This is a genomic window from Gordonia liuliyuniae, assembly GCF_021739025.1.
In the GTDB taxonomy this organism is placed as follows: domain Bacteria; phylum Actinomycetota; class Actinomycetes; order Mycobacteriales; family Mycobacteriaceae; genus Gordonia; species Gordonia liuliyuniae.
This window is the reverse complement of sequence record NZ_JAKKOT010000004.1, coordinates 116,375-131,173: the sequence shown is the minus strand read 5'-3', so window position 1 is coordinate 131,173 and position 14,799 is coordinate 116,375. Positions and strand designations below refer to the sequence as shown.

13 protein-coding genes are annotated in these 14,799 nt (G+C 66.7%); 10 read left to right on the top strand and 3 right to left on the bottom strand.

Annotated features, from left to right (window positions below):
* Positions 1 to 72 precede the first annotated feature (72 nt).
* Positions 73 to 528, bottom strand: coding sequence for an acyl-CoA thioesterase (locus tag L5G28_RS09830; RefSeq protein ID WP_237001383.1), 456 nt, complete (start codon positions 526 to 528; stop codon positions 73 to 75).
* A gap of 60 nt (positions 529 to 588) precedes the next feature.
* Between L5G28_RS09830 and L5G28_RS09825 the strand changes: the two genes are divergently transcribed.
* From L5G28_RS09825 to L5G28_RS09815, 3 genes are all read left to right on the top strand, one after another.
* Positions 589 to 1,206 (top strand): GNAT family N-acetyltransferase, encoded by a 618-nt coding sequence (locus tag L5G28_RS09825; protein WP_237001382.1) that lies wholly within the window; start codon positions 589 to 591, stop codon positions 1,204 to 1,206.
* A 68-nt stretch (positions 1,207 to 1,274) separates the two neighbouring features.
* Entirely contained in the window at positions 1,275 to 2,705 is a 1,431-nt protein-coding gene (locus L5G28_RS09820; RefSeq protein ID WP_237001381.1) for an NAD(P)/FAD-dependent oxidoreductase, read from the top strand.
* 178 nt (positions 2,706 to 2,883) lie between these two features.
* Entirely contained in the window at positions 2,884 to 3,468 is a 585-nt protein-coding gene (locus tag L5G28_RS09815) for a type IV toxin-antitoxin system AbiEi family antitoxin (RefSeq protein ID WP_237001380.1), read from the top strand.
* A 69-nt stretch (positions 3,469 to 3,537) separates the two neighbouring features.
* Here the strand turns inward: L5G28_RS09815 and L5G28_RS09810 are convergent, their stop codons facing one another.
* Together L5G28_RS09810 and L5G28_RS09805 are read right to left on the bottom strand one after the other, a co-directional pair.
* Positions 3,538 to 5,313, bottom strand: a complete 1,776-nt coding sequence (locus L5G28_RS09810) for a BCCT family transporter (RefSeq protein ID WP_265744038.1) — start codon at positions 5,311 to 5,313, stop codon at positions 3,538 to 3,540.
* A gap of 194 nt (positions 5,314 to 5,507) precedes the next feature.
* Positions 5,508 to 5,927: a PaaI family thioesterase gene (locus tag L5G28_RS09805; protein ID WP_237001378.1), complete on the bottom strand. Its 420-nt coding sequence runs from the start codon at positions 5,925 to 5,927 to the stop codon at positions 5,508 to 5,510.
* Positions 5,928 to 6,252: 325 nt separating this feature from the next.
* On the opposite strand from L5G28_RS09805, the gene L5G28_RS09800 reads away from it, so the two are divergent.
* The 7 genes from L5G28_RS09800 to L5G28_RS09770 all read left to right on the top strand — a co-directional run bounded on the left by L5G28_RS09800 (position 6,253) and on the right by L5G28_RS09770 (position 14,760).
* Entirely contained in the window at positions 6,253 to 6,645 is a 393-nt protein-coding gene (locus L5G28_RS09800; RefSeq protein WP_237001377.1) for a BlaI/MecI/CopY family transcriptional regulator, read from the top strand.
* 54 nt (positions 6,646 to 6,699) lie between these two features.
* On the top strand, positions 6,700 to 7,641 hold the full coding sequence (locus L5G28_RS09795; RefSeq protein WP_236996972.1) for a M56 family metallopeptidase: 942 nt from the start codon (positions 6,700 to 6,702) through the stop codon (positions 7,639 to 7,641).
* A 48-nt stretch (positions 7,642 to 7,689) separates the two neighbouring features.
* A complete protein-coding gene (gene guaB1 / locus L5G28_RS09790) occupies positions 7,690 to 9,129 on the top strand; it encodes a GMP reductase (RefSeq protein WP_237001376.1) in 1,440 nt (479 codons plus the stop codon).
* A gap of 10 nt (positions 9,130 to 9,139) precedes the next feature.
* Complete coding sequence (locus L5G28_RS09785) at positions 9,140 to 10,522, top strand: hemolysin family protein (protein ID WP_237001375.1); 1,383 nt, start codon at positions 9,140 to 9,142, stop codon at positions 10,520 to 10,522.
* Positions 10,515 to 11,591 (top strand): hemolysin family protein, encoded by a 1,077-nt coding sequence (locus L5G28_RS09780; RefSeq protein ID WP_237001374.1) that lies wholly within the window; start codon positions 10,515 to 10,517, stop codon positions 11,589 to 11,591. Before L5G28_RS09785 ends, L5G28_RS09780 begins: the two co-directional genes overlap by 8 nt.
* A complete protein-coding gene (locus L5G28_RS09775; protein ID WP_237001373.1) occupies positions 11,591 to 12,490 on the top strand; it encodes a 3-methyladenine DNA glycosylase in 900 nt (299 codons plus the stop codon). Before L5G28_RS09780 ends, L5G28_RS09775 begins: the two co-directional genes overlap by 1 nt.
* Positions 12,491 to 12,597: 107 nt before the next feature.
* A complete protein-coding gene (locus L5G28_RS09770; protein WP_237001372.1) occupies positions 12,598 to 14,760 on the top strand; it encodes a malate synthase G in 2,163 nt (720 codons plus the stop codon).
* Positions 14,761 to 14,799 lie beyond the last annotated feature (39 nt).

Sequence of the window (14,799 nt, the reverse complement as noted above, 5' to 3'; positions counted from 1 at the left end):
TGTCGTTACCGACTATCTGTCGTTACCGGCTATCTGTCGGTCCTGGCTGCCTGTCGACGCTGACGCCTCAGGTCATCGACGGCGACGGAACGGCACCGGGTCCCCGACGTGTTCGCGCAGTCCTCGGACGGCGGCGTCGGGCAGCGGGACCGTCGCGCCGGCCTTCGGGTCGAGCGCAGCGAGCGTGGTCTCCGTCAGGGCTGCGACCTCGCCGGTCGGTGCGAGCACACGGCAGCCGAAGTCGAAGGACGACGTCCCGATGCGCGTGATCCAGACCTGAACCTGCACGGGTTTCGGGTCATAGTGCAGGATGCTCACGAACTCGATCTCCTGGCGTGCCAAGACTGCCCAGAACGTGTCTTTCCCGCCACCGAACCAGGTGTTCATCGCGCGGATGCGGGCCTCTTCGACCACTCGCGCGATCTGCACGTTGTTGATATGCCCGAGCGAATCCTGATCGCCCCAGCGCAACGCGATCTCCACCGCGAACGGAGTCTGCGGTGCATTCATGTTCTCTTCATCCGACACGGGTCGACCATATCGTCGACGTCCGACACGTCCTCCACGCGCGTCGCTAGACTGCCGGGCGTGGCCATCGACTCCGAACGTCTGCGACTGCGGCCGGTGTCGCCCGACGACGTCGACCGCCTGTACGTGCTCGACGCCGACCCCGACGTGATGCGCTTCGTCAGCGGCGGCGAACCCACTCGACGGGACACCATCGCCGACTGGGTGGTTCCCCGTTCGCAGGCGCAGTTCGCGTCGCACGGGACCGGGATGTGGACGGTGTCGCTGCGGCGTCACGACATGTTCGTCGGCTGGGTCCATCTACGGTTGCCCCGACACAGCGCCGAACACGAGCTCGAACTCAGTTACCGCATCGCCCGCGAACACTGGGGTGCGGGCATCGCGACCGAAGCCGCAGCCGCGTTGATCGCCGTCACGTTCCTGTCGACCGACACTCGGCGTGTGTTCGCCAGCGCGCACCCCGGCCACTCCGCGTCGCACCGGGTGATGCGCAAGCTGGGCATGCGTCTGTCGCCGCTGGCTTTGTCCGCAGCACGGCTGTCCGGCGAGCAGATCGATGACGACGTCGAGTACGAACTGCTGCGCGATCAGTGGGCCGCCACGCGCGGCCGACACACCGTCGACCGGGCCGCCGGCCGGCACCGTAGAGCAAACGGGACCATCGGTATGACCGGGTGACCGGCAGGTACTAACGTTGAACGGTAAGCGCAGGACGCAATGATTCTCGACAACTCTGGAGACAACCGATGAGCAACACCATTGCCACCGATCCGATGCGGCGCCGACGGGTCGTCATCATCGGTTCGGGCTTCGGCGGGCTGTTCGCGGCGCAGCGCCTCAAAAAGGCCGACGTCGACGTCACTCTGATCGCCAAGACCACCCACCACCTGTTCCAGCCGATGCTGTACCAGGTCGCGACCGGCATCGTCGCGGAGGGTGAGATCGCTCCCGCGACCCGCCTCATCCTGCGCGATCAACGCAACGCCAACGTCATTCTGGGCGAGGTCTTCGACATCGATCTCGAGTCGCAGACAGTCAAGTCGCAACTCCTCGAACGCACCACCGTCACCCCGTACGACGACCTGATCATCGCGGCGGGCGCCGACCAGTCGTATTTCGGCAACGACAGTTTCGCCGAGTACGCGCCAGGCATGAAGACGATCGACAACGCCCTCGAACTGCGTGGCCGCATCCTCGGCGCATTCGAGCAGGCCGAACTCTCGGACGATCGCGCCGAGCAAGAGATGCTGTTGACCTTCGTCGTCGTCGGTGCGGGTCCGACCGGCGTGGAGATGGCAGGCCAGATCGCCGAGATGAGCGACAAGACGCTCAAGGGTGCGTTCCGAAACATCGATCCGACCACCGCGAAGGTGATCCTGCTCGATGCCGCGCCCGCCGTCCTGCCGCCGTTCGGTGAGAAACTCGGCAACAAGGCAAAGGCGCGACTGGAGAAGCTGGGCGTGGACGTCCGTCTCGGCGCGATGGTCACCGACATCGACGACGACAGCCTCACCGTGAAGTACCCGGACGGCGAGATCGGCCGTATCGAGAGTCAGTGCAAGGTGTGGTCGGCAGGCGTCCAGGCGTCGTCGCTCGGCAAGATCCTCGCCGAGCAGTCGGACACCGAGCTCGACCGCGCAGGCCGGGTGAAGGTCGGAGCGGATCTGACGATCCCCGGCCACGACAACGTATTCGTCGTCGGCGACATGATGGCCGTCGACGGTGTGCCGGGCGTCGCGCAGGGCGCGATCCAGGGCGGACGCTACGCGGCCGACGCGATCCGCGCCTCGCTCAAGGGGCACACCCCCGACCAGCGCAAGCCGTTCAGCTATTTCGACAAGGGCTCGATGGCGACCATCTCTCGTTTCAGCGCGGTGATGCAGGTGCCGATCCCCGGCACCAAGCGCAAGTTCGAGACCGAGGGCTACTTCGCGTGGCTCGGCTGGCTGGCATTGCACCTGGTGTACATGGTCGGCTTCCGCAACCGTCTGAACACCTTCGTCAACTGGTTCTTCGCGTTCAGCACGCGGGGCCGCACCCAGTTGGCGGTCACCGAGCAGCAGGTGTACGCGCGCCACGCCCTGACCGAGCTCTCCTATCTCGAGCGTCTGCGTCTGGCCGACGACGAGCGCGCCCGCGCGAAGAAGGAGCTCGAGGACCGCAACAGTTCTGCCTAGCTCTGGCCTAGCGCGCGCCTAGCGGCTGGTTAGAGTTCCCGCGTCAGGCGTGCGTTCCCGCTTATTGTCCGGACTATAAGCGGGAACGCGTGCCTGACGCGGGAGACGAGGCTGTGGAATTCTGGGGAGACATATCGCGCACGGTGGGGTTCTGCCCGAGCATGGCACGGCCGACGCGGTGTACCGGCTGAAGGTCGTCGCCGCGGCTCAGGACAGCGACACTCCGCTGAGCATTGAGTCCGCTGCCGCAATACACGGGCTGGACCTCCTGCATCCGGATCGGCGGACAGTACACTTCGCGACGTCGAAGTCTGGTGGCGGCCGTCGGATGGCGACTCGACACATCCACAGCGGGTTGCCGCACGACGCGATCGTCGAGGTCGACGGCGTCGCGGTCTCCACTATCGCACGGACCGCAGTCGACGTCGCCGCCGGTGGAACCTTCGAGCAGGCCCTCGCCGTGCTCGACAGCGCGCGCCGCGTCGGCGTCAGCACGGACGAGATCGGTGACGAACTGGGCCGACACCGGATCCGCGGCTGTGCCGTGGTCACCGCGGCACTGCGCTACTGCGATCCGCGATCAGCCAACGCGGGCGAATCGTGGGGCCGAGCACAGATGATCACGGCAGGTCTGCCCGTCCCCGAACTCCAGACCAGATTCGACCTGCGCGACGGCAGCGTCGCCTTCACCGACTATGAATGGGACAGGCGCCTCGTAGGCGAGTTCGACGGTCTGCGAGTCGGGCTTAGCGTGCCCCGCTAACGCAGGACGCGTCGGTTCCCGCTCATCGTCCGGACGATAGGCGGGAACCGACGCGTCGTGCGTAGACGGCTACGTCGTCGGCTCGGGAGACTCCTTGCCCGTGTCGACGGTGCCGGTGTCGACGTCCTCCTCGACACCGGCGTGGACGATCGGATGTGCGCCGGTCTCGCTGTAGCGGGTGACGAGGTCGAAGTCGTCGCCGTAACTTCCCTCGCCGATGGCGACGGCCCGTTCGACCAGCAGCGAGCTGCGACTCTCGATCAGCATCACCTTGTCCGAGCGCAGATCCTTGTACAGGGCGACGCACAACAAGAGCATGACGACCACGAACGGCACCGAGGCGATGATGGTGATCGACTGCAGGCCGTCCAACGCGGTACTCCCGCCGACGGCCAGCATGATCGCCGCGACCGCGCCGGTCAACACACCCCAGAAGATGACGGTCTGTTTCCGTGGCTCGTGCGCGCCCTTCTCCGACAGCGACCCCATGACGATCGACGCGGAGTCGGCGCCCGACACGAAGAAGATCGCGACCAGCGCCATCACCAGGACTGCGGTGACCCCGGACCACGGCATCGTGTCCAACAGGTCGAACAGGGCACCGGTCGAGTTGACCGACACCACTTCCTTCCCGTCCTCGATCGTCCTGGTCACCATGTCGCCGACCTGATCCTGTCGACGGATCGCCGCGCCACCAAAGACACAGAACCACACGAGGCTGACCATGGTCGGAACCAGCAGCACACCGGTCACGAACTGTCGGATGGTGCGTCCGCGGCTGATGCGCGCGATGAACATGCCGACGAAGGGCGTCCACGAGATCCACCAGGCCCAGTAGAAGATCGTCCACGTCGAGAGCCAGTCGGCGAGCGCCGCGTCGCCGTCGGCCCCCGTACGGGAGCTCATCGCGACGTACTCCTCAATGTAGTCGCCGAGCGCACTCGGGATCAGATTCAGGATCAGCAGGGTTGGTCCGACGACGAACACGAATACAGCGAGCAGCAACGCCAACACCATGTTGATGTTCGACAGCCACTGGATACCGCGGGCGATACCCGAGACGGCGGACAAGATAAAGCAGCACGTCAACACCGCGATGATCACCACGAGGATCGGGGTGCCGACGTCGCCGACCCAGCCGGCGAACTTCATGCCGTCGCCGATCTGCAGCGCGCCGAGGCCCAACGATGCCGCCGAGCCGAACAGGGTCGCGAAGATCGCGAGGATGTCGATGATCTTTCCGGCCGGGCCGTTCGCTCGGTCACCGAACAGTGAGGTGAACGCCGCCGACAACAGCTGCGAGCGGCCCTTGCGGTACATGCCGTATCCGATGGCCAGACCGACCACCGCGTAGATCGCCCACGGCTGCAGCCCCCAGTGGAACATCGTGGTTCCCATGGCGGTCTTGAACGCCTCGACGGTCTCCGGCGGCACCGTGCCCGGCGGCGGCGACACGTAATAGGTCAGCGGCTCGGCGACGCCGAAGAACATCAGGCCGATGCCCATGCCCGCGCTGAACATCATCGCGATCCACGAGCTGGTCCGGAACTCCGGCCCCTCGTCGTCCCGGCCCAGCCGGATGCGGCCGTACTTGCTGATCGCCAACCAGATCACGAACACCACGAAACCGGTCGTCGCGAGGACGAACAACCAGCCGAGGTACTTGATGACTCCGCCCTGCGCGTCTGCGGAGATCGTCTTCAGGCCCTCCTTGTCGAGGAACCCCCACACCACGAAGGCGATCGACAACAACGCGGTGATCGAGAACACGACCCAATCGCGCTTCGGTGTATCTCTGGCTTTACTCGGCGTTGACACAGGTCTCCTTCGCCACAAACTCCACATGTCTTTCCGAAAATCAGTCGTCTCAGGAAAGCCACGTCGTCTCTAGTTCTTCAGACAACGACCCCCGTGCCGTGAGCTTCGGGTAGGCGTCGTCACAGCTGTTCGACCGTAACAGGTCAGGACCACACGACATGGACCGCAGCGGAAAGGCGCCCTACGGCCGCGGATGCCGTCGATATTCGCCGCCGGGGTCGTCACATCGCGATATTCTGCATCCGCACCCGCGACTGCGCGACCAGTCGTCCCTGCTCATCGACCATATCGACCTGCCACAGCTGCTGACGCCGTCCACGGTGAATCGCCGTCGTCGACACCGTGATCACGCCATCGGAGACGGACCGCAGAAAGTCCGTCGAGTTGTTGACGCCGACTGCGGTGCCGCCGATGCCCGTCTCCCGTACCCAGCAGAACGCGCTGATGCTCGCCGCACTCTCGGCCAACGCGCAGTACGTCCCGCCGTGCACAATTCCGAACGGCTGGTGGTGGTCGGGGGTGATCGTCAGCGAACCCGTGATTCCGTCGCCGGACGCCGTGTCGACGACGAACCCGAGTAGCTCGTCCAAGCCGGTCGCCTTCTTGGCCTGCGCCAACGCCTCATCGAGATGTTCAGTCATACGGCCAGAATGCCACCGAGCCGGTCGGCGACCGGCAGGTGCCCCCAAAAGGGGCGACGCCGACAGGGTCGACGCCGGACAGGCAGCGAACACATCAGTGACCCCCGCACTCGAGACGAGCGCGGGGGCCACTGCGGCGGATCGGAGGTCTCTGCAGCCCTCAGGACACTCAGACGATCCTTGCGATTGAATGTAGGCTATCCTTACCTCCGAGTCAAGCGTCTTCTTGGTGAGACCCGGACCGCAGCGGGAACTGATCCGCGACCGACCGCGTTGTCCATAACGGACAGGGCAGTACACGACCTTCGACGGGAGTCGACGTAAGATGAAGAAGATGAACGGCCTGGGAGAGCTCGAACGTGCAGTGATGGACACTCTGTGGGCGTCGGCGACGCCACAGACGGTCCGTCAGGTCCATGCCGAGCTGTCGAATTCTCGGGCACTCGCGTACACCACCGTCATGACCGTGCTCCAGCGTCTGACGAAGAAGGAACTGGTCACCCAGATCCGCGACGACCGCGCCCACCGTTACACGGCAGCGCGTCCGCGCGAAGACCTCGTCGCCAGCCTGATGGTCGATGCGCTCAAAGGCGCGGAGGCCCCCGGATCGCGCCACGCAGCTCTCGTGTCCTTCGTCGGTCAGGTCGACGCCGACGAGATCGCCGCCCTTCGCGAAGCGTTGGACGAACTCGAATCGTCTCGCAGCTCGAAGCACTAGAGTCGACACCGAACCGCGGGCAACCGCTCGCACCGCACTACCAGAGGGAAGCCGATGACCGCGCTGCTGTTCGGCATCCTCACCATTGCACTCGTCGGCCCCATCCCGCAGGCTCTCGCACACGCGTCCTGGCCGCTGTACGCCCCCCGCGCCGCGATGACGCTGTGGCAAGCCGTCGCCCTGGCCGCCGTCCTGTCCGCGTTCAGCACCGGTCTGGCCATCGCCGCCAACTTGCTCTCCCCCGGCGTCAACGGCGCACCGACGACGAATCCCTTCGACGAGGTCGAGCGTCTCGGCTGGTTCCTGTGGACCGTGTACGTCATCGTCTTCGCACTCACCCTGCTGGTCGGCGCGAAACTCATCTACAGCATCGTCCGAGTCGGCGTCCGCACTCGTGCACGACGTAATCAGCACCGCATGCTCATCGACCTCGTCGACCGCGTCGATCGACATCGCGAGCGCGGTCGCGACATCCGCGTGCTCGACGTCCCCGCACCGCTCGCCTACTGCCTGCCCGGCCTCCGCGGCAGTCGCGTCGTCCTCAGCGAAGGCGTGCTGAACCGGCTCACCGACGACGAGTTGTCGGCGGTCATCGAACATGAGCGCGCGCATCTACGCGCCCGCCACGATCTCGTTCTCGAAGCGTTCATCGCATTGCACGAGGCCTTCCCCCGCTTCGTCCGTTCCCGCTCGGCGCTCGGCGCGGTCGAACTGCTCGCCGAAGCCCTCGCCGACGACCAGGCCGCGCACGCGACCGCCCCCGCCACCGTGGGACGAGCACTCGTCGCCTGCGCGGATGCGACCGCGCCGCGCGGCACGATGGCCGTCGGCGGCCCGACGACGTTGGTGCGCGTGCGTCGACTCTGCGACGTCCGACCCCTGCCGCTCGTCTCCACGACCGCGTACCTGCTCGCCGTGGCGATCCTCGTCGTCCCGACCCTCGCCGTCGCCATCCCCTGGCTGACCGAACTCCGGCGACTCGTGGCGCACATGTGAACCCGAACCATCCCCGCTACGAACATCACCGTTGAAAGGCGAACCGACGTGCGCTTCCTGGACGGGCATCGGCCCGACCACGACCTGACCTACGACGACCTGTTCATCGTCCCCAACCGGTCGGCCGCGACGTCCCGGTTCGACGTCGACCTGTCGACCGACGACGGGAGTGGGACGACGATCCCGCTCGTGGTCGCCAACATGACGGCGATCGCGGGCAAACGGATGGCGGAGACGGTCGCACGGCGCGGCGGACTCGTCGTCCTCCCCCAGGACGTGCCCCTCGACGCCGCCGCCCGCACCATCGAGCACGTCAAGTCCCGCCACCTCGTCGCCGACACCCCGGTGGTGCTCGGCGCCGACGATCTGATGGCGAACGCGCAGGCGCTCATCCCCAAACGTGCACACGGTTACGCCGTGGTCGTCGACCACGATGCGCGGCCGATCGGGTTGATCGCGCGAGCCGCCGCGGGTCACGACATCGACATGTTCACCGATCTGCGGTCGGCGATGACTCCGATCCCGGTGACGCTCTCCGCCGACACCGACCCGCGGAGCGTGTTCGACACTCTCGTCGACGCTAACGCCGACCTCGCCGTGCTGACCGACGCCGACGGACGGCTCGTCGGCGTGCTCACTCGAACCGGCGCACTGCGCGCAGGCATCTACCAGCCGAACGTCGACTCCCGGGGCCGCCTGCGCGTGGCCGCAGCCGTCGGCATCAACGGCGACGTCGTCGCGAACGCGCGTGCCCTCGTCGAGTCGGGCGCCGACCTGCTCGTCGTCGACACCGCACACGGCCACCAGGAGAAGATGATCTCCGCGTTGTCGGCCGTCGCGGCCGCAGACCTCGGCGTTCCGCTCGCCGCAGGCAACGTCGTCTCGCGGCGCGGAGCCCTCGATCTGATCGATGCGGGCGCAACCATCGTCAAGGTCGGCGTCGGTCCCGGAGCCATGTGCACCACGCGGATGATGACCGGAGTCGGCCGGCCGCAGTTCTCCGCGGTCGTCGAATGCGCCGCCGCGGCACGCGAAGGCGGCGGACACGTGTGGGCCGACGGTGGCATCCGCCACCCGCGCGACGTCGCGCTGGCCGTCGCCGCAGGCGCGTCGAACGCGATGGTCGGTTCGTGGTTCGCGGGCACATACGAGTCGCCCGGCGATCTCCACACCGACGCGAACGGGGAGTACAAGGTCAGCTTCGGCATGGCGTCAAAGCGTGCCGTCGCTGCCCGATCGGCAGGCGACAACGCCTACGACCAGGCCCGCCGGTCGTTGTTCGAGGAAGGCATCTCGTCCTCGCGCATCCGCATCGACCCCGAACGTCCCAGCGTCGAAGACCTGATCGACCACATCTCGTCCGGAGTCCGGTCCACCGCCACGTACACGGGTGCGACGACACTCCCCCAACTGCACGAGAAGGTAGTGCTCGGCGTGCAGTCGGCCGCCGGATTCGCCGAGGGCAGACCGCTGCCCGGGGGATGGTGACCGACCGCCGATGGACATCCTCATCATCGTCGCGAGCCTCCTCGGCTTCGTGGCCCTGACGTTGGGCACCGCGTTGTTCGTGGCAGGCGAGTTCTCGCTGACCGCGCTGGAGCGGTCGACCATCTCCAACGACCTCGCACGTCGCGGCGACCGTCGAGCACGGGCAGTCGACCGCGCGCATCGCTCCCTGTCGTTCCAGTTGTCGGGCGCCCAGCTCGGCATCACCATCACCACACTGGTCACCGGCTACATCGCCGAACCGGTGCTCGCGAAGATCTTCGATCCGGTGCTGGACGCCGTCGGCCTGCACGGTTCGCTGAAGAGCGGGGTCTCGCTGGCGCTCGCGCTCGTCATCGCGACATCGCTGTCGATGGTGCTCGGCGAGCTCGTGCCGAAGAACCTCGCCATCGCCAAACCGTTGGGCGTCGCGCGGGCCACCGCGGGCCCCATGATGATCTTCTCGAACGTCTTCAAGCCCGCCATCAACGGACTCAACGGCAGCGCCAACGCACTCGTTCGCAGGCTCGGCGTGGAGCCGACCGAAGAACTGCAATCCGCACGGTCGGCCGCCGAGCTGGTCGCGCTGGTCCGCAACTCCGCGCAGCGTGGCGAACTCGACGCCGACACCGCGCGACTCGTCGACCGGTCGCTCCGGTTCGGTGAGCTGACCGCCGAAGACCTGATGACCCCGCGCGTCCGCGTGGAGAGCCTCGAACCCGGTGACACCGTGCGCGATCTGATCGCCGCGTCGTCGCGGACCGGGCACTCACGTTTCCTCATCGCCGAGGACGGCGACCTGGACAACCTGGTCGGCGTCGTCCACATCAAGCAGGCGTTCACGATCCCCACGGCGACGCAGTCGACCACCCCGTTGCGTTCGATCGCGCGTCCGGTGACGCGAGTCCCCGCGTCCCTGGACGGCGACTCGCTCCGGGACCGGATCTCCGCCGACGGACTCGAAGTGTGCGTCGTCGTCGACGAGTACGGCGGCACCGCCGGTCTGGTGACGAGCGAGGACCTCATCGAGGAGATCCTCGGCAACGTCACCGACGAGCACGACAACGAGGAGTCCGAGGTAGCGCGCGTCGGCAACGGGTACCGCTGCTCGGGCCTGCTCCGTCTCGACGAGGTGCACGACGCGATCGGCTATCGCGCCCCCGACGGCGCTTACGAGACACTCGGTGGCCTACTCATGTTCCAGCTCCGGCGGATACCCCAGGTCGGCGACGTCGTCGACCTGCCGGTCCGTGAGAGCACCGGCGACGACGAGCACAGCGCAGCGGTCCAATGCTGGCGCGGCACGGTGGTCCGCATGGACCAGCGACGAGTGGACCAGGTGTGGATGACGCAGGTCGACGGGTCGACGGCGGAACGGGGTGAGCAGCGTGGGTGACCTGTCCGGCGTCCTGCTCGCCGTCCTGCTGTTGGCGGCGAACGCCTTCTTCGTCGGCGCCGAATTCTCGTTGATCGCCGCGCGACGCGACCGTCTCACCGCGTTGGAGGACGCGGGCAAGAAGCGGGCGCGGACCGTGATCCACGCGTCCGAGCACTTGTCCCTGATGCTGGCCGGATGCCAGTTGGGCATCACGATCTGTTCGATCCTCCTCGGCCGCATCGCCGAACCCGCCATCGCGCACATCATCGAGAAGCCGCTCGGGCTCGCGAACATCCCGGAGGGGCTGCTGCATCCGATCGCGTTCGCGATCGCCTTGATCATCGTCGTCGTCCTGCACATCCTGGTCGGCGAGATGGTCCCGAAGAACATCGCGCTGGCCGGCCCGGAGAGCGCCGCCATGCTTCTGGTGCCGATCCACCTGTGGTTCCTGCGGATCGCCAAGCCGGTCATCTGGGTGTACAACGCACTCGCCAACGGCGCGCTCCGCTTGATGCGAGTCGAGCCGAAGGACGAGTTGGCGGCGACCGTCACCGAGACCGAGCTCGCGCAGATGATCGGCGAGTCCCGTGAGTTCGGGCTGCTCGACGCGGGCGAGCACGATCGGCTCACCCGCGCCCTCGACACGGTGAGACGCACCGTCGATGAGGTCATGATCCCGTTGTCGGGTGTGCACAGTGTCCGGTTGCGTCCGGATCCGGCGACCGGCGGACTCGGTCCACGTCTCGGGTCCGTCGAAGACGCGGTCCGCGAGACCGGGTTCTCGCGCTTCCCGGTCCGCGGCCTCGACGGCTCGTACATCGGTTACCTGCACCTCAAGGATGTGCTCGACGACGTCTTCGACGAGACCGTCGACGCGGACTCGTTGGTCGCAGTCGACCGGATCCGTCCGTTGCCGAAGATCAGCGCCACGGTGCCCCTGGACGAGGCGGCGACGCAGTTGCAGAAGGCCAGCGCCCACCTGGCCGCCGTGGTCGACGACACCGGCACGATCATCGGCATGCTCGCCCTGGCCGACCTCGCGGAGGCCTTCGTCGGCGATGTCCGCGATTCAACACATCGGATCTGATGGGCGAGGGTGGCCGAGTCCTCGACCGCACCGACTGGACGGCGCGAGCTCGAGCGCACGGTGCGCGGATCGAGGCGCTGATCGGACCATATCTGCGGGCACGCCGGGCCGGGGTGAAGCACCCGGTGATCGACTTCCTGTTCACCTACTATTCGGCGCGTCCGGCACAGTTGACTCGCTGGCATCCCGGGTACGGAACGGTTCTGCTCGACGCCGCCGAGTACGACGGGATGCGCGGCTACCGGGTCGACGGCTCCGCCGCCACGGTCTCCGACGAACACCTCGCCGACCACAGCCATCTCGTGGCGGGGACGCTGCGCATCCTGGAGGCGACGGCGTCCCGCCCGCCGCGGCTGGGCTGTTTCGGGCTGCATGAGTGGGCGATGGTCTATCGCACCGGCGAGAAGAGGCATCCGCATCCCCTGCGTCTGGGCGCGGCGGGCACCGACGCCGTCGTCGAGGAGAGTCGCCTGCTGTGCACGCATTTCGACGCGTTCCGCTTCTTCACCGACCCGGCCCGTCCGAGGAATTCGATGGAGTTGACGCGAGCCGACACGGTCGCCAACGAACAGCCCGGCTGTCTGCACGCGACGATGGACCTCTACCGGTACTGCCTCCGGTTGTCGCCGCTGGTCGGCTCGGATCTGCTCGCCGACTGTTTCGATCTCGCGCTGACCGCGCGCGAACTGGACATGCGGGCCAGCCCCTACGACCTGTCCGGCGTGCGCGACGCCGCAGGCCGACCGTACGTCGCGGTACCGGTCGAGACCGCGGACGGGCGCGCGCAGTATGTGAGCGAGCAGACTGCCGTTGCGCGACGTGGCTCCGCACTGCGAGATAGGGTCATCGATGTCGCTCGCGCATTGGACGAAGCGTCACAGACCGCCGGAGACCGGTAGGTTACCGGCGCGTATAATAGCCGACGCAGGGTGCACCCGTACCCCGAATGAACCAGAAGCGCCACGCGCCGGGATTTGTTCGTGTCATTCGCACAGGAAAGGTCGTCATGTCCAACCGTGTCACCGTCAACGGCTTGCAGGTCGCTGAGGTCCTCTACGACTTCGTCAACAACAAAGCTCTTCCCGGTACCGGCGTAGACCCCGACAAGTTCTGGGCGGGCGCCGCAGACGTGATCAACGATCTTGCGCCCCGCAACCGCGAACTGCTCGCGGTCCGCGACGACTTCCAGACCAAGCTCGACGCGTGGCACCGCGACCACAAGGACGCCGACTTCGCCGAGTACAAGGCGTACCTGACCGAGATCGGCTACCTGGTTCCCGAACCCGCCGACTTCGAGATCACCACGACGAACGTCGACGACGAGATCACGTCGGTCCCCGGTCCCCAACTGGTGGTCCCGATCCTCAACGCCCGCTTCGCGCTCAACGCGTCGAACGCCCGCTGGGGCTCGCTGTACGATGCGCTGTACGGCACCGACGCCATCAGCGAGGCCGACGGCGCCGAGAAGGGCTCGTCGTACAACAAGGTCCGCGGCGACAAGGTCATCGCGTTCGCCAAGGCGTTCCTCGACAAGGCCGTCCCGCTCGAGCAGGGCAGCCACGCCGATGCCACCTCGTACGTCGTCGACGGCGACAAGGTGACCGTCTCCCTCGCCGGGAACACCACGACCTTCGCCGACCCGACCGGGTTCGTCGGGTACACCGGGGACGCCGCGACGCCGACGGCGATTCTGCTCCGCCACAACGGACTCCACCTGGAGATCCAGATCGACGCCGAGTCCCCGATCGGCTCGACCGATCGCGCCGGAGTCAAGGACGTCCTCGTCGAGTCCGCCGTCACCACGATCATGGACTTCGAGGACTCGGTCGCCGCTGTCGACGCCGAGGACAAGGTGCTCGGATACACCAACTGGCTCGGCCTCAACAAGGGCGATCTCGCCGAAGAGGTCAGCAAGGGCGGCAAGACCTTCACTCGCGTGCTCAACCCGAACCGCGTCTACACCGCACCGGACGGCTCGACCTACGAGGTCCACGGCCGCAGCCTGCTGTTCGTCCGCAACGTCGGTCACCTGATGACCAACCCGGCGATTCTCGACGCCGACGGCAACGAGGTTCCCGAGGGCATCCTGGATGCGCTCATCACCTCAGCGATCGGCGTCCACGGCATGTCGTCCGAGGGCCTGCAGAACTCGCGGACCGGCTCGATCTACATCGTGAAGCCGAAGATGCACGGCCCCGACGAGGTCGCCTTCACCTCCGAACTGTTCGGCCGCGTCGAAGACGTCCTCGGCCTGGACCGCAACACCCTCAAGGTCGGCATCATGGACGAGGAGCGCCGCACGTCGATCAACCTGAAGGCGTCGATCAAGGCTGCGTCCGAGCGCGTCGTGTTCATCAACACCGGATTCCTCGATCGCACCGGCGACGAGATCCACACCTCGATGGAGGCCGGTGCATTCGTGCGCAAGGCCGAGATCAAGGGCCAGACCTGGTTCAACGCCTACGAGGACTCGAACGTCGACGTCGGCCTGGCCGCCGGTCTCGAGCACAAGGCACAGATCGGCAAGGGCATGTGGGCCATGCCGGACCTGATGGCCGACATGCTCGAGCAGAAGATCGGCCACCCGACCGCGGGCGCGAACACGGCGTGGGTGCCGTCGCCCACCGCTGCCACGCTGCACGCGCTGCACTACCACGAGGTCGACGTCTTCGAACGCCAGGACGAGATCGCCAAGCGCCAACCGGCGTCGGTCGACGACATCCTGACCATCCCGTTGGCGAAGACGACCGACTGGAGCGACGAGGAGAAGCGCGAGGAGCTCGACAACAACGCGCAGTCGATCCTCGGCTACGTGGTGCGGTGGATCGATCACGGTGTCGGCTGCTCGAAGGTCCCCGACATCCACGATGTGGCGCTCATGGAAGACCGCGCGACTCTGCGCATCTCGAGCCAGCTGCTCGCCAACTGGCTGCGTCACGGCATCGTCACCGAGGACGACGTGGTGGCCGCGCTCAAACGAATGGCTCCGGTGGTCGACCGCCAGAACGCAGGCGACCCGGAGTACCGTCCGTTGGCCGCCGACTTCGACTCGAACATCGCGTTCAACGCGGCGAAGGCGCTGATTCTGGAAGGCACGACGCAGCCGAGCGGCTACACCGAACCGATCCTGCACCGGGCGCGCCGCGAGTACAAGGCGGCCAACGCCTGATATACCCGAAGGTGTGAACGCCGAGCCCGGGCCGGATTC